Annotated in this window: 12 protein-coding genes; 4 read left to right on the top strand and 8 right to left on the bottom strand. The window is 60.6% G+C overall.

Translation table 11 applies throughout. From position 1 onward, the window contains the following. Nucleotides 1-11: 11 nt before the first annotated feature. On the top strand, nt 12-875 hold the full coding sequence (locus ACODTD_RS05390) for an efflux RND transporter periplasmic adaptor subunit (protein ID WP_011332541.1): 864 nt from the start codon (nt 12-14) through the stop codon (nt 873-875). A gap of 44 nt (nt 876-919) precedes the next feature. Here ACODTD_RS05390 and ACODTD_RS05395 read toward each other — a convergent pair whose 3' ends face one another. Both ACODTD_RS05395 and ACODTD_RS05400 read right to left on the bottom strand, forming a co-directional pair. Further along, a complete protein-coding gene (locus ACODTD_RS05395) occupies nt 920-1,318 on the bottom strand; it encodes a DUF4440 domain-containing protein (protein ID WP_011332542.1) in 399 nt (132 codons plus the stop codon). Further along, the gene (locus ACODTD_RS05400; protein ID WP_489104590.1) at nt 1,315-2,685 is read right to left on the bottom strand and encodes an MFS transporter; all 1,371 of its coding nucleotides are present in this window, start codon (nt 2,683-2,685) and stop codon (nt 1,315-1,317) included. Before ACODTD_RS05400 ends, ACODTD_RS05395 begins: the two co-directional genes overlap by 4 nt. Nucleotides 2,686-2,795: 110 nt before the next feature. Between ACODTD_RS05400 and ACODTD_RS05405 the strand changes: the two genes are divergently transcribed. Then, nucleotides 2,796-3,677, top strand: a complete 882-nt coding sequence (locus ACODTD_RS05405; RefSeq protein ID WP_011332544.1) for a LysR family transcriptional regulator — start codon at nt 2,796-2,798, stop codon at nt 3,675-3,677. Nucleotides 3,678-3,684: 7 nt separating this feature from the next. Here the strand turns inward: ACODTD_RS05405 and ACODTD_RS05410 are convergent, their stop codons facing one another. Both ACODTD_RS05410 and ACODTD_RS05415 read right to left on the bottom strand, forming a co-directional pair. Then, nucleotides 3,685-4,509, bottom strand: coding sequence for an SDR family oxidoreductase (locus ACODTD_RS05410; protein WP_011332545.1), 825 nt, complete (start codon nt 4,507-4,509; stop codon nt 3,685-3,687). Between the two features lie 35 nt (nt 4,510-4,544). Further along, nucleotides 4,545-5,009 (bottom strand): hypothetical protein, encoded by a 465-nt coding sequence (locus ACODTD_RS05415; protein ID WP_011332546.1) that lies wholly within the window; start codon nt 5,007-5,009, stop codon nt 4,545-4,547. A 181-nt stretch (nt 5,010-5,190) separates the two neighbouring features. Between ACODTD_RS05415 and ACODTD_RS05420 the strand changes: the two genes are divergently transcribed. Together ACODTD_RS05420 and ACODTD_RS05425 are read left to right on the top strand one after the other, a co-directional pair. After that, on the top strand, nt 5,191-7,872 hold the full coding sequence (locus tag ACODTD_RS05420; RefSeq protein ID WP_011332547.1) for an RHS repeat domain-containing protein: 2,682 nt from the start codon (nt 5,191-5,193) through the stop codon (nt 7,870-7,872). 189 nt (nt 7,873-8,061) lie between these two features. Further along, nucleotides 8,062-10,890, top strand: a complete 2,829-nt coding sequence (locus ACODTD_RS05425; RefSeq protein ID WP_011332548.1) for an RHS repeat domain-containing protein — start codon at nt 8,062-8,064, stop codon at nt 10,888-10,890. An 80-nt stretch (nt 10,891-10,970) separates the two neighbouring features. Here the strand turns inward: ACODTD_RS05425 and ACODTD_RS05430 are convergent, their stop codons facing one another. From ACODTD_RS05430 to ACODTD_RS05445, 4 genes are all read right to left on the bottom strand, one after another. Next, nucleotides 10,971-12,422: a mannose-1-phosphate guanylyltransferase/mannose-6-phosphate isomerase gene (locus tag ACODTD_RS05430; protein ID WP_011332549.1), complete on the bottom strand. Its 1,452-nt coding sequence runs from the start codon at nt 12,420-12,422 to the stop codon at nt 10,971-10,973. 106 nt (nt 12,423-12,528) lie between these two features. Continuing rightward, nucleotides 12,529-13,185: an alginate O-acetyltransferase AlgF gene (locus ACODTD_RS05435; RefSeq protein ID WP_011332550.1), complete on the bottom strand. Its 657-nt coding sequence runs from the start codon at nt 13,183-13,185 to the stop codon at nt 12,529-12,531. Nucleotides 13,186-13,200: 15 nt separating this feature from the next. Next, entirely contained in the window at nt 13,201-14,373 is a 1,173-nt protein-coding gene (locus tag ACODTD_RS05440; protein WP_489104591.1) for an alginate O-acetyltransferase, read from the bottom strand. A 10-nt stretch (nt 14,374-14,383) separates the two neighbouring features. Beyond that, nucleotides 14,384-15,949, bottom strand: coding sequence for an MBOAT family O-acyltransferase (locus tag ACODTD_RS05445; protein ID WP_011332552.1), 1,566 nt, complete (start codon nt 15,947-15,949; stop codon nt 14,384-14,386). Nucleotides 15,950-16,032: the final 83 nt, after the last annotated feature.

A 16,032-nucleotide genomic window follows, 5' to 3' on the forward strand; every position in this document is an offset into this window, starting at 1 on the left:
GAATTGTCCCGATGAAAAAGTTTTTCAGCCTGCTCGCGACCCTGCTGGTGCTGGCCCTGGCGCTGTGGATCGGCCGCACGTTGTGGGAGCACTACATGAACACCCCGTGGACCCGCGACGGCCGGGTGCGCGCCGACATCATCAATGTTGCCGCCGACGTCACCGGTGAAGTGGTCGACGTGCCGGTCCGCGACAACCAGTTGGTGAAGAAAGGTGATCTGCTGATGCAGATCGACCCCGAGCACTACCGCCTGGCGGTGAAACAGGCGCAGTCGCTGGTCGCTTCGCGCAAGGCCACGTGGGAGATGCGCAAGGTCAACGCCCATCGCCGCGCCGACCTCGATAACCTGGTGATCTCCAAGGAAAACCGCGACGACGCCAGCAACATCGCCGACTCCGCACTGGCCGATTACCAACAGGCCCAGGCGCAACTGGAAGCGGCCGAACTCAACCTCAAACGCACCGAAGTGCGCGCGGCGGTGGACGGCTACGTGACCAACCTCAACGTCCATCGCGGCGATTACGCTCGTATTGGCGAAGCGAAAATGGCCGTGGTCGACATGAACTCGTTCTGGGTCTATGGCTTCTTCGAAGAAACCAAACTGCCTCACGTGCGGGTCGGCGATAAAGCCGACATGCAGCTGATGAGCGGCGAAGTCCTCAAGGGCCATGTGGAAAGTATTTCCCGCGGCATCTACGACCGTGACAACCCTGAAAGCCGCGAGCTGATTGCCGATGTGAACCCGACCTTCAATTGGGTGCGCCTGGCGCAACGGGTGCCGGTGCGGATTCACATCGATGAAGTGCCGGAGGGTGTGTTGCTGGCGGCGGGGATTACCTGCACCGTTGTTGTGAAGCAGGACGTTGTCGAGTAATCCGATGGCGAGGGAGCAGGCTCCCTCGCCAGAACCGGAGGGTGTCAGCCCTGGCAAAACGTTTCGTGCAAATGCCGCCAGATCACCCGTCCGGATTCGGCTTTTTCGAACACCACGGTTGAACGTCGATCCGTGTGCAAGCCGCTCGCATCGGTCTGCTGCTCGCGATAACTCACTGTCGCGCCGTGCTCATGCAAGGCAATCCCTTGAAGCTCGCCGAGCTCGATCCTGAACCCGCTCTTCTTGCCGCCCGCCATTTGAAACAGCGCACGCAAGGCCTCGAAATCCAGCACACGCCCCAGCGGCGTCACCATGGAAAACCGTGACGAAAAACGCGCCAGCAATCGTTCAAGCGCTGCCTCTTCCTCGTCAACGGCAAACCATCGTTCGATGGCCTCATGGGCCTGGATCACTTCGTCAAAATAGTCGGCGTAGTCAGTCATGTGGATTTTTCCTGAAGGTGAGGTGAGCGCAGAAGGGCTAGCACTTTTGTCGAGTCGAAACGCAACACGGCGGCCATCGGCAACAGCGTGAGCAGTGCAGCGGCGAGAAAGCAGTATTTGAATCCGTTGGCGCCCAAAGCGTCCAACAGGGAGCTGAGCAGTGCCGCGCCGAGGCAGAAACCGAGTTGGCGATTGATATTCCACAGAGCGCTGGAGTGACCCATTTTTTCCGGCGTGATGCCGACAAATGCCAGAGTTTGTGCGGTGACGCTGCACAGGCTGCCGCCCAAACCCATCAGGGCATAGGCGAGGATCAACGGGCCGCTGGCGGGTTGATCGATCTGCATCAGTACAACGATGCCAAGGCATTGCAGCAACATGCCGGCGATCAGCAATGGCTTGGGGCCGATCCGGTTGAAGCGGCGTTTGCCCAGCATGATCGCCACGCCCGAGGCCGCCGCCCAGGCCAGCATCAGCGCCCCGGTTTGTGCTGCGCCGAAACCGAGATCGTGCAGGTACAACACGGCAATCATGTTGGTGCCGGTAAAGATGCCGGGCACGAACAGGTAGATCAGCATCGCCAGGCGCAATGACGGGTTCCTGATCAGTTGCAGATCAAGGACGGCACCCGGTTTGCTCCAGCCATCGCGCAGGTAGATCCACAAGGTGATGACGCTGAGCAGCAGGACACCGCCGGCGAGATGTCGGGTTGCGGGGGCGCTCGCCAGACTGACGGCCATCAGCAACAGACTCAGCGCGGCCACCGCCAGCAGCAGGCCGCGAGCGTCCAGTTTCGGGCGCTCACTCGCAGCCTGATCCGCTTTCAACCAGCGCAGGCCCAGACCGAAAGCGAAAAGCGCCACCGGCATGTTCAGAAGGAAAATCCAGCGCCACGACAATGCCTCAACGATCAAGCCTCCAGCCGCCGGCGACAGCGCCGGCACCATCAGCGCCACCAGCAACACCACACCGGTGAAGTGCGCGCGTTGTGTCGCCGGAAACTCTCGATAGGCCAGCGCCTGACCAACCGGAAGCAGCAACCCGCCACCCAGCCCTTGCAGCAGTCGCCAGCCGATCAGACTTTCAATCGAGCTCGCCTGAGCGATAAGCCCGGAGGCAATCCCGAACACCAGCAGCGAACCGAGGATCAGCCGCCGCTCGCCAACCTTTGCCGCGAGCCAAACGCTCATCGGAATGATCAGCGTCAGCCCGAGCATGTAGGCGTTGGTGATCCACGCCAGTTGCGTCACCGAAGCGCGCAACTGCGCGGCGATGTCCGGGTAGGCGATGCTCGCGGCGAACATGTTCAGCAGGTCGAGGGCGAACCCCAACAGATACACCAGCGCGACTTTCGAGCGATAGGCCATGGCAGCTTCCCTGTGATGAGGCGTGCAGGGTAGGGCGCTGGCGGTAATAGAAATACGCTGGTTTGGCTGCTAGTTTGTCAAAATTATTTTGACACCGGAGCGCTGCGAACATGGTCAGCCTGGATCGATTCGATACCTTCAAAGCCGTGGTCGAGGCCGGCTCGCTGACCGCAGCCGCTGACACGCTGGGGCAAACGCGGGCGGTGGTGAGCTTCAACCTCAAACGTCTTGAGGAAGAGTTGGGCGTCACCTTGCTCACCCGCAACACCCGGCAACTGGCCCTGACCGATGCCGGAGAGCGTTTTTATCGGCGCTGCCTGCGCACGCTGGACGAAGCACGGCTGGCCGTCGAGGAAGCGCGCTCGGAACACTCACAACTCAAAGGCACCCTGCGCATCACCACGACCGTGGAGTTCGCGCTGGCGCAGGTGGTGCCGGCGCTGGAAGTGTTTCGACAACAGCAGCCGCAACTGAATATTCACTTATCCACATCCTCGACCCACGCCGATCTGATCTCCGAACGGTTCGACCTGGCGATCCGTTTGGGACGCATGCTCGACTCCAATCTGCGCGCGGTGCAGTTGTCGACATTCGAGGTGTTTGCCGTGGCGGCGCCGGGACTGATCGAGCGTTTTGCGCCGGTCGATACGCTGGCGGTGCTGGAGTCGATGCCGACGCTGGGGCATGGTCGAGTGCCGGAAATGACGGTCAGCGACCCGGCCGGCACCGAGCATATCTACCAGCCAAAACCGGGAACCACCGCCATCGTCGCCGACAACTCGGCGACCCTGCGCGCCTTTGCGCTGACCGGGCAAGGCGTCGCGATTCTGCCGCAGTGGCTGATTCAGGAAGACCTGGATGCCGGGCGATTGCAGCGCTTGCTGCCGGATTACCGCTTCGCCCAGCAAGGGGTTTATGCGCTTTACCCGGACACCCGGCACCTGCCACTGAAGGTGCGGGCGTTCATTGATTTCATGAAGGGCCGGCGCTGACTCTGTCTCAGAGTTGCCGGCGCAAGCCGAAGCGCTTCATCAATGTCGACTCCAGCAACCCCTTCGGCAGTAACGTCGCCAGCAACGGCAACGCCCGGCTGCCATTGCCGATGCGGATCAGTCGCGGTGGCTTGCTCTGCTGCACAGCCTTGAGCAATTCGGCGGCAAATTCGCTGGCTGGCGTCGGTTTGTCCTGGGACGCTTTGGCCCGCGCCCGGATGCCTTCGCGCAACGGAAACCACGGCGATTGTTCGTTGATCAGTTGTTCGGCCTCATGCCCGGCATTCTTGGCGAAGCTGGACTGAATCGCCCCCGGCTGCACTTCCATCACGCGAATTCCGAACGGCGCCAGCTCCATGCGCAACGCATCGCTCAACGCATGCACCGCCGCTTTCGAGGCGCAATAGGCGCCGGCAAATGGCGTGACCAGCACCCCGGAAACACTGCCGACATTCACCACCAGGCCTTTGGCCCGGCGCAGCACCGGGAACAGCGCACGGGTCACGCCGACAATCGAAAACACGTTGGTTTCGAACTGGCGCTGCATGGCTGAAACACCGCCGTCGAGCAGCGGCCCCATGGCGCCGTAACCGGCATTGTTGATCAGCACATCGAGGCCGCCGTGTTGCTGATTGATTCGCTCGGCGAGCTGTTCCAGCGCGGCATTGTCATTGACGTCGAGCTGCACGGCGGTAAATCCGGCAGCGCCGAGTGTCGCGACATCTTCAACTTTGCGTGCACTGGCCCAGACCTCGTAGCCGGCATTTTTGAAGGCATCGGCGAGGGCGCGGCCGATGCCGCTGGAACAACCGGTAATCAACGCAACGGGCATGGCGCATTCCTTGTGCAAAACAGTGGGAGAGGGGATCAGTCGGAGAAACTGCCCTGCAAGCGCTCGGCGCGAAACTCCAGGGTTTGCGGGCGATAACCGGGGCGCAACGGCGGCATCGGCAGGCAGTCTTCCCAGTTGCCGCCCGCCTGCAATTCGCCTGGGCCGCGATAGCGTGGGGCGGCGTATTGATTGTCGGCCAGGTTCACGGTATCGCCCGGCGCGTACGCGGCAATGCGCCAGCGCAGTTCGGTCAGCGGCACGTCGTTGCCATTGCTCAACTTGAGCAACAGCGGACGGTCGGCGGGGCAGTGTTCGGGGGCATAAACGATGCGCAGTTCGAGGCGCGCCAGTTGCTTGACCTCGCGGTTGTCCAGCCACACCACCCACATCGCCACCAGCCCCAGGCCGACAGCGGCAGCCATCGACACCGGCAAGGCCTTGGCCGGGTAGCGCAACAGCAGGATCAGCCAGGTGATGACCAGCAAGACGCCGATAAACATGTTCTAACACTCCTTGAACTCGTGATGACCATCCTACCGAAGGGGCGCGGGAATGGACATTCACGGATTGCGCGCAGGTGCCGTTGGTCGGGACTGGCATTTCCGACAGTAGCCGAAACAGCGCTGAGCTTGCTGTGATGCCAGAGGCACACCGAATGCCGATTGCGGGGACGCGCGCTCCATGAGCTTGCACATCAATACGCCGAGAATGTCTGTGGTCGACCCCCGCGGCTTGCCGGTGCGCACGGTCGACTATTGCCGAGACATCGAGGACGGACCGGTCGAGTCCCGGATCAACCGCACCCTGCATGACGCTGCCGGGCGTGCGTTGAAACAGTGGGCCCCGCGACTTTGGCTGTCGCAGGCCGACGACCGGCTGACGCCGGCCAATCTGACGCAGGTGTTTGCTCTTGACGCCACGGTGATTCGCTCGGACAGCGTCGATGCCGGCACGCAAGTCGAACTGAAGGGACTCGCTGCACAAACGCTGTTCAGTTGGGACAGCCGTCAGACGCGGCGCGAGATCGAGCACGACAATTTGCTGCGCCCCGTGGCGATATTCGAAGAAGGAACAGGCGTGCCTCGGCGTTGTGTCGAGCGCCTGACCTACGGTCATCCCGGCAGCGGGGATCAGTCGCGAAACCAGTTCGGGCAGCTGATTCGTCATGATCATCCGGCGGGCAGCGTGTTGTTCACCGCGTTTGCAATCATCGGCGCATGCACCGAAGACACCCGCCACTTCACGCTGGAACTGCTGGCACCTGACTGGCCGGAGCGGGAGGCGGATCGTCTTCGGCTGCTGGAGCCAGGCGTTGGTGCAACATCGCGGTGGCGCCATGGTGCGTTGGGGGAGGTGCTGGGACAGACCGATGCCCGGGACAATCGGCATACGTTCGAGCTGACCGTTGATGGCCGTTTGCGCGAACACCGACTGCAGTTGAAGGGGGAGCGCGAGCAGATTCTGGTCACTGACATCCGCTATGACGCGCAAGGCAATGTCACGCAGGAAACCGCCGGCAACGGTGTGCACACCACCCGGACCTATCGCTCCGAAGACGGTAGCCTGCTGGACCGCCGGGCTGAAGATGCCGACGGTCGAGTGCGGCAACACCTGCTTTATGAATACGACCGCATGCGCAATGTCCTGAGTATCGAAGACAAGGCGTTGCCCATCCGCTACTTCGCCAATCAGCGCATCGAGCCGGTCAGTCACTTTTTCTACGACAGTCTTTACCGATTGACCAAGGCTTGCGGCTGGGAAGCCGGCACTGCCAGTCAGGGCCCGCAATCCATGGGGCGAGTCGATCCTGCGGCGATCAGCAACTATCAGCAGACTTACAAATATGACGCCGACGGCAATCTGTGCGAATTGATTCACCTTGGCCCACAAGATCATGGGCGCAAACTGCGACCGGCGAGCTACAGCAACCGCAGTCTGCCATACAAAGTCACGCCGCCTACCGATGCACAAATCGAAGCTGCATACGATCGAAGAGGCAACTTGCTGCAGCTGGAACCGGGGTGGTTGTTGAGCTGGAACCTGCGTAATCAACTGCAATCGGTCAGCCCAGTGGAGCGTGCTTCCGGTATCAATGACAGCGAGACCTATCTCTACGATGGCAGCAGTCAGCGGGTACGCAAGATCCGCTCCTTGTTAACCAATGCCCGGACCCTGGTTGCCGATGTGCGCTATTTGCCTGGACTGGAGTTGCGCACCGACAACGGCACCGGCGAACGGTTGCAGGTCATCACGGCCGACGGTATTCGGGTACTGCGTTGGGAAAGCCCACCGCCCTGGGGAGTCAACATTCAATATCGATACCAGCATGTCGATCACCTGGGCTCGGTCAGTCTGGAAACCGCCGATGACGGTGCGATGATCAGCCGGGAAACGTTTCACCCTTTCGGTACCAGTGCCTGGCAGGATGGCGAATTCAGCTACAAATACATTCGTTACTCGGGCAAGGAGCGCGATGCCAGCGGGCTTGATTACTACCGTTACCGCTACTACATCCCTTGGTTACAGCACTGGCTGAATCCTGATCCAGCAGGGGACATCGACGGACTGAATCTGTACCGGATGGTTCGCAACAATCCGCTCACGATGAGAGACGCGCTGGGGCTGCAAGCCGAGACCGGAACCTACGAAGCGGAGGTGGGCATTCGAGTGAGATTGGCCTTCAAGCTGCTTTCCCTTCAAGCACATGTGTCCAAGCTTGACCCGGCAGGGGGGCGATACAGCAAGTCTGCTGATTTCAAACTGGTTGAAGTCGGCGAGGGCCCCGAGTTTTCCGTGAGTAAGGGCGAACTGTTGAGTCACCTGAGGACGTTTCGGCGCCAGTACCGTGAGATGTACCACGACTCGTTGCGGCAAGAAGATCCGCAGAGCATGAATATCAGCGTGGCGCAAAACTTTGAATTGGGAAAAGAGATCGCCGAGATCACATCCTCGTCCCTGAAGTACTCAAGCGAACCGCGTGTATCGGAAGAACAAACGGTCACCAAGCACTTCTTCGCATTGATCAATCGCGACGATGTCGAAAAGAAGGGCCAGGACAAAGTGATTTACGGCATCGCCGAGTTGAGTGTCGTGTCAAAAAAGGGGGGAGAAAGCACGGTTCATGTGAGCAACGTACTTGCGCACCCACTGTCGCAGCCGGGCGTTGACAACTTCCTGGGTGAATCGGCCGAGGCCACCGGGGCCATCCGACTTTTCAAATTGCGTGGCATTGGGACCTACCTGACCGTCAAGTCGTTGGCCAGGATGGTGCGCACGCACAATGTTCAAAAAGTCAGAACGGCCGCGGTCAATCCGCGATCAGCGGCTATCGCCCGAAGACTGGGAGCCAGAAAAGTGAATTAAAAAAAAACCGCCCAACCCACTGCGGATAGGGAACGCAGCGGGCTGGACGAGGGCTTCCTGTTTTGCTCAATGCTTGTTGCGCGCAGGTGCCGTTGGTCGGGACTGTAATTTCTGACAGTAGCCGCACGAGCGCCGCGCATGCTCCGCTACCCGAGGCAAGAAATGCCGGTCGCGCGGGGAACGGGCTCCATGAGTGTGCACATCAATACGCCGAGGATGTCTGTGTTCGACCCGCGCGGCTTGCCGGTGCGCACGGTCGACTATTGCCGAGACATCGAGGACGGACCGGTCGAGTCCCGGATCAACCGCACCCTGCATGACGCTGCCGGGCGTGCGATGAAACAGTGGGACCCGCGACTTTGGCTGTCGCAGGCCGACGACCGGCTGACGCCGGCCAATCTGACGCAGGTGTTTGCTCTGGACGCCACGGTGATTCGCTCGGACAGCGTCGATGCCGGTACGCAAATCGAACTGAAGGGACTCGCTGCACAAACGCTGTTCAGTTGGGACAGCCGTCAGACGCGGCGCGAGATCGAGCACGACAATTTGCTGCGCCCCGTGGCGATATTCGAAGAAGGAACAGGCGTGCCTCGGCGTTGTGTCGAGCGCCTGACCTACGGTCATCCCGGCAGCGGGGATCAGTCGCGAAACCAGTTCGGGCAGCTGATTCGTCATGATCATCCGGCGGGCAGCGTGCTGTTCACCGCGTTTGCAATCATCGGCGCATGCACCGAAGACACCCGCCACTTCACGCTGGAACTGCTGGCACCTGACTGGCCGGAGCGGGAGGCGGATCGTCTTCGGCTGCTGGAGCCTGGTGTTGGTGCGACATCGCGGTGGCGCCATGGTGCGCTGGGGGATGTACTGCAACAGACGGATGCCCGGGACAACCGGCATACGTTCGAGCTGACCGTTGATGGCCGTTTGCGCGAGCGCCGTTTGCAGTTGAAGGATGAGCCTGAGCAAACCCTGGTCACTGACATCCGCTACAACGCGCAAGGCAGTGTCACGCGGGAAACCGCCGGCAACGGTGTGCAAACCACCCGGACGTACCGCCCTGAAGACGGTCGCCTGCTGGACCGCCGAACCGAAGATGCTGACGGTGGAGTGCTGCAACATCTGATGTATGGATACGACAGCACGGGCAATGTCCTGAGTATCGAAGACAGGGCATTGCCGACCCGTTATTTCGCCAATCAGCGCATCGAGCCGGTCAGTCGCTTTTTCTACGACAGTCTTTACCGATTGACCAAGGCTTGCGGCTGGGAAGCCGGCACTGCCAGTCAGGGCCCGCAATCCATGGGGCGAGTCGATCCTGCGGCGATCAGCAACTATCAGCAGACTTACAAATATGACGCCGACGGCAATCTGTGCGAATTGATTCACCTTGGCCCACAAGATCATGGGCGCAAACTGCGACCGGCGAGCTACAGCAACCGCAGTCTGCCATACAAAGTCACGCCGCCTACCGATGCACAAATCGAAGCTGCATACGATCGAAGAGGCAACTTGCTGCAGCTGGAACCGGGGTGGTTGTTGAGCTGGAACCTGCGTAATCAACTGCAATCGGTCAGCCCGGTGGAGCGTGTTTCCGGTATCAATGACAGCGAGACCTATCTCTACGATGGCAGCAGTCAGCGGGTACGCAAGATCCGCTCCTTGTTAACCAATGCCCGGACCCTGGTTGCCGATGTGCGCTATTTGCCTGGACTGGAGTTGCGCACCGACAACGGCACCGGCGAACGGTTGCAGGTCATCACGGCCGACGGTATTCGGGTACTGCGTTGGGAAAGCCCACCGCCCTGGGGAGTCAACATTCAATATCGATACCAGCATGTCGATCACCTGGGCTCGGTCAGTCTGGAAACCGCCGATGACGGTGCGATGATCAGCCGGGAAACGTTTCACCCTTTCGGTACCAGTGCCTGGCAGGACGGCGAATTCAGCTACAAATACATCCGTTACTCAGGCAAGGAGCGTGATGCGACCGGGCTTGACTACTTTGATCTGCGTTACTACATCCCGTGGTTGCAGCATTGGTTGAATCCGGACCCTAAAGGCATGATCGATGGGCTCAATCTGTACTGTATGGTCGCCAATTCACCGGTCACATTTTTCGACAGCGACGGTGGAGGCAAAACCGAAGCCGCTGAATTGAACAATAGCGTGGACAAACAGCAGGCCTTGTTGTCAGCAGTCTCATCGGCCGCTGCGAACACCCGCAACTCCATCATGAATCACCTGTATGCCCGTCAACGTTTTCAGGCACTGGGCAGGCGCATCATCACGCAGTTGGGCAGTTCCGCATTCAGCGCCGGCGCCAGCGCGGCAGGCTCCGCAGCTGGGGGCGGCATTGGCGGGTTGTTGGGTCCGGGTGGTGCGAAATTGGGTGCCGCTGCCGGGGAAAAGGCTGCGTCAATGGCAGCAGACCGCCTTGTGTCTAAAGTGGTGGACGCCTATCAACTGGATCGCGCGATCAATTTCAAAGGCAATGAAATGAATCCCAAGGCTTTCATCGAAAGCGTCGAGCCGAAAAAGAGGCCGGGCCTGGCAACGCTGGGATTCGAGCTCGCGGCATCGGATCCTCGTACACCCGAAGGACGCGCCCGACTTGCGAGAGTGGTGGTCGATAAAGCCATTGACAAGGTGGGTGGCAAGCTGGGCTCGGAGGCGCCGGGCTTTATAAGAACGGGGATTGAGTTCTACCATGCCTCGCAAGGATTGGATGCAGAGACACTGAGTGAAGCCCACGAACATACGCTAGCGGTGATCGACATGCTGGAATTCAGAACACAGGCGATCAAGGACGAAGTGGCGGTATCCGATGATGCAACGGCGGAGGTCTTCGAAAAGGTTTCCGAGCTGTCGGCGCAAACTCCGGTCGTTGTTCAGGCGCTGAACAGGAATCAGGACTTCATCGCGCTGGTTGCGCCGACGCCCTATGCCGGCAAACGGCACTCGCTCAAACGAGGGGCGGGAGCGAAGTCTTCCCCTTCCAGGCAGCAGTCGTTTGGCTGAAGTAAAAAAAGCCCCCGCCCAACCCGCTGCGGATAGGGGACACAGCGGGCTGGACGGGGGCTTCTTGTTTTACGGAACGCTTACTGCGCGATGGTTTTCACCGACACGCCGCGTTCGATCGGGGTCGAGCGCCCGTAGATATCTTCGAAGCGCTCGATGTCGTCTTCACCCAGGTACGAGCCCGACTGCACTTCGATGATTTCCAGCGGGATCTTGCCCGGGTTGCGCAGGCGATGCACCGAGGCGATCGGGATGTAGGTCGACTGGTTTTCAGTGAGCAGAAACACGTTCTCGTCGCAGGTCACTTCGGCGGTGCCGCTGACCACGATCCAGTGTTCGGCGCGGTGGTGGTGCATCTGCAGTGACAGGCACGCGCCCGGCTTGACCGAGATGTGCTTGACCTGGAAGCGGCCGCCCATGTCCACCGAGTCGTACGAGCCCCACGGACGGTACACCTCGCAGTGGTTCTGGGTTTCGCTGCGGCCCTGGGCGTTGAGGGTGTTGACCATCTGCTTCACGCCCTGAACCTTGTCCTTGTGGGCGATCATCATGGCGTCCTTGGTTTCGACGACGACGATGTTTTCCAGACCGATCACCGACACCAGTTTGCCGTTGCCGTGGATCATGCAGTTCTTGCTGTCCTGGATCACCACGTCGCCCTTGCTGACGTTGCCGTTGGCGTCCTTTTCGTTGACCTCCCACAGCGACGACCAGCAACCGACATCGCTCCAGCCGGCGGTCAGCGGTACCACGCAGGCGCGCTGGGTTTTTTCCATCACGGAATAGTCGATGGAGTTGTCCGGGCAGCAGGCGAAGGTGGCTTCGTCCAGGGTGACGGTGTCGGCATCCTGCTGGCTGCGCTCGAGGGTCAGCAGGCAGGTGTCGTAGATGTCCGGATCGTGCTTTTTCAGCTCTTCGAGGAAGCGGCTGGCGCGGAACAGGAACATGCCGCTGTTCCAGTAGTAACCGCCGGACTCAACGTACTCGGTGGCGCGTTTGACGTCGGGTTTTTCCACGAAGTGCGAAACACGGCTGACGCCTTCCGGCAGCAGCGAATCACCGGTGGACTTGATGTAGCCGTAACCGGTTTCCGGTTTGGTGGCCGGTACGCCGAACAGCACCATCTCGCCGTTTTCGGCGGCGACGGTGGCCAGGGCCAGGGCGCGTTGCAGGGCTTTCTGGTCCTCCAGAACGTGGTCGGCCGGCAGCACCAGCATCAGTTCGTCGCGACCTTCATTGACCAGCATCATCGCGGTCAGCGCCACGGCCGGCGCGGTATTGCGCCCGAACGGTTCCATCAGGATGCGTTGGCATTCCAGATTGCGGCTGGCCAACTGCTCGTTGACGATGAAGCGGTGATCCTTGTTGCAGACCACGATCGGGGTGTCCATGCCTTCGAACACCAGACGCTCGAGGGTTTGCTGGAACAGTGTGTGTTCGCCGGTCAGGGCGAGGAACTGCTTGGGAAACTGCTTGCGCGAAAGCGGCCAAAGACGTGAGCCGCTACCACCTGACAAGATCACCGGAATCATATTGTTTACTCCATAAAATCGATTGGGTCAGAGCCACGAACGTTGTGTCGTTTCACTCTTGTTGTTGTTCCGTACCGGGCAGCGACGGCTGCCCGGTTTCATGTGCTTAGCGGGTCGACACCGGGCGTTTCACCCAGACTGGCGACAGGTTGCTGCCGTTGCCGGTGACGTACAGCACCGCTGCCTCACCGCGCTCCAGGGCGACCGGTTTCACGTCGCCGACTTTCTTGTCGCCTTCGTACAGCGCCAGGCTGACTTTCACCGGGTTGATTTCACGCTCGCCACGGCCCTTGGCGGCGACGTTCGGCACCACCTCGGTCTTGCCGTCGGCGGTCTTCAGGGTCAGCGGTTTGTCGCTGAGGTTCTGTACGCGCACCAGGGATTTCTGCTTGTTCTTGAACGGCGGTTCTTCGATCAGTTGCGGCGCGCCGGAGGCGTTGTTGACCAGGGTGTAGTAATGGTCACCGGCGAGTTTGACCGGCAGGGTCTGGCTGCCGACCTTGGCGCTGTAGTCACCGCCCGGCATGAAGCTGAAGTCGCTGCTGGCCAGCGGCGCGACGTCGCTCAGATTGGTGCTGCCGACGGTGGCGCTGACTTCAGCGTTGCTGGCGTTGTAGACCCGTACGAAGGTCGAGCCTTTCGGTGCAGTCGGGCCGTACAGCGCAGCGTCGCCACCGGCGAAGGCCTGGACCGACAGCACGCTCAGACCCGCAACCAGAGCGAAGCGTTTGGCGAGACGACGAGGAGTAGTAGTGAAAGTCATGGTGTTACCTCTCTTTCAGTTTTGCGCCCGATCGGGCGTCTCGGATTTAGTGTTGATGGCTACGTTTTGTTGGCGAGCACCGGCTTGTTTAAGCTCTGCGACCCACTGCGGGTCGGCGTCGCCGATTTCGTTGTTCACAGGCAGATATCGTTCAGGAAACTCCCAGATCAGCACCTGTGGCGGGCTGTTCTTGAAGTCATCGCTTTTCAGGTAGCTGAGCATCGGCAGGATCGGGCCGTGGCCGTCTTCGGCGTAATTGACCACGTCGCTGTGCAGCGCTTGCTTGAGCGCCCCGACGAAGTTCCAGTTCGGGTTGGCGCTGTAGCTGGTGCCGATCAGGGCCACCGGCACTTCGCTGTTGGCGAACAGCGCGTCGTCCCCGGCAGGTTGCTCGACGGCCACGGTGTTGCGCTTTTGCAGCGGTTCCTTGGCCGGCATCAGGTTTTCGAACAGCGGATCCAGCGGCAGGAACAGACGCAGGTCGCCCTTGTGCGTGACTTTCTCCGCCGGTGTGGTGACAAAGTTTTGCGGCTCGCCGCTGAGCGGGAATTTGTCGGAGATGGTCCTGGCCAGGGTGTTGGCGGCGATTTCCGCGCCTTCAGGTGTCCAGTGAGTGTCGGTGCGCAGGAACACTTGCTGACCGTTCTGCTTGGCCTTTTGCAGCGGGCCGAGCAGGTCGGGGGCGAGGATCTTGTCCGCCGCGACACGGGCATGGAAGTCCTGATAGAGATTGGCGTGGATGCTCGCCGGTTTCACTTCACCCAGGTGTTCCGGGTACAGGCGAGCCTTGGCCGGCACGATCGCCATCACCAGTTTCACGCCTTTCTCTTTCAGGGTCTGGCGCACGCCTTCGACCAGCGCATAGTTGCCTTGCAGGTTCAGCTCTTCGTTGACGATCGGGTTGAATTCCTCATCGCTGTACAACCACTGATCGCGACCGAGCACCACGCCCGGACGACCTTCGTTGAACAGTTTGAAATCCAGCGCGGCCCAGAGGTTGGTGCCCAGGCGCTTGATCGGGAATTCATCGTCGTAGTGGGTTTCCACGGCTTTGGTCCAGTGGCCGTTGAGCACCGTCGCGTCGGCGTTGGTGCTGAAGCCGAAGAAGCTGCGCACCGACCACAGACCGAGCACCAGCAGGGTCACCAGAAACAGCGCGATGTAGAAGATGCGTAATGAGCGGGTCATGTCAGATCCCTCAGAACTGGAAGTAAAGGAACGGCGAGAAGCTTTGCGCCGAGAGTTTGAGAATCGAGGCGATGAACAGCAGCAGGATCAACCCGCGCATCACGTAGCGCGACCAGTCCGCGGTCCAGTAGGCCGGTTGCACCTGGGCCTCGACGCCGACGGTGTAGCCAGGCTCGTGGATGCTCGCCGGGTTTTCGCCCGGGGCTGCCTTGATCATTCCCGGCGTCGCCGTGGCCGGGCCGTTGGCCTCGACGTTGACCTCAGGTTTGCTCTTGGCTGGCGGCTGGTTTGTGTACAGATCACGCAGGCCGAAGAACGCCAGGGTCACGTAAGCCACAACGAGGGTCGCCACTTGCAGGCCGGTGAGGCTGGCCTGATTGAGTTCCGACAGCGACCAGTCGCCGAAGCTGAACATCGCGCCGTACATGCGGCCGGCAACGTGCAGGTTTTCGGCACGGAAGATCACCCAGCCCATGACCACCAGCAGGAAGGTCAGCGCCCAGCGGATCGGATTGAGGCTGCGTGGCGCGGTGTTGAGGCCGAGCATTTTTTCGATCGCCAGCCACATGCCGTGCCACGCACCCCAGACGATGTAGGTGATGTTCGCGCCGTGCCACAGACCACCGAGCAGCATGGTCAGGAACAGGTTGCGATAGGTCATCAGCGTGCCTTTGCGGTTGCCGCCAAGCGTGATGTACAGGTAGTCACGCAGCCAGGTCGACAGGCTGATGTGCCAGCGGCGCCAGAACTCGGTGATCGACTGGCTGATGTACGGCTGCTTGAAGTTTTCCATGAAGCGGAAACCCATCATCAGGCCCAGGCCGATGGCCATGTCGCTGTAACCGGAGAAGTCGAAATACAGCTGCGCGGTATAGGCCAGCGCGCCGAGCCAGGCATCGCCCGTGGTCGGGTTTTGCAGGGCGAAGCAATGGTCGGCCACCACGGCGAGGGTGTCGGCGATGAATACCTTCTTGATGAAACCCTGCATGAACCGCGTGCAGCCCTCGGAGAACTTGTCGAGGGTGTGGGTGCGGTTGTTGAACTGGTCGGCCAGGTCACGGAAACGCAGCACGGGACCTGCGATCAGGTGCGGGAAGATCGCCACGAACGCTGCAAAGTCGATCAGGTTGCGGGTGGCCGGAGTGTCGCCGCGGTAGACGTCGATGATGTAGCTGATCGACTCGAAGATGTAGAACGAGATACCGATCGGCAGCAGCACGTGGGTCAGGATGAACGGCTCGAGCCCCATCGAGGTCATGATCGCGTTGATGCTGTCGACGCCGAAATTGGCGTACTTGAAGTAGCCGAGGATGCACAGGTCGACCGCCACGCCGAGCAGCAGCCAGCGCTGGGCCGGTTTGCTGCGCACGCCGGCCGCGCCGACTTTCAGGCCGATCCAGTAGTTCCACAGGGTGACGCCGGCGAACAGCGCCAGGAAGTCCACCCGCCACCACGCGTAGAACACGTAGCTGGCGATCAACAGCAGCAGGTTGCGATAGCGTTGCCCGCTCAGGTAGTACAAGCCGAGAAAGATCGGCAAGAACAGAAACAGGAACACGTTGGATGAAAATACCATCCCGATCTCTCCATGTTTGAACCAACAGTCAAGGGCCAAAGCCCCCCCAAACCCCCCATGAAAAGTCCGGGGGATGTATTGCA

This window comes from Pseudomonas sp. FG35, assembly GCF_057809295.1.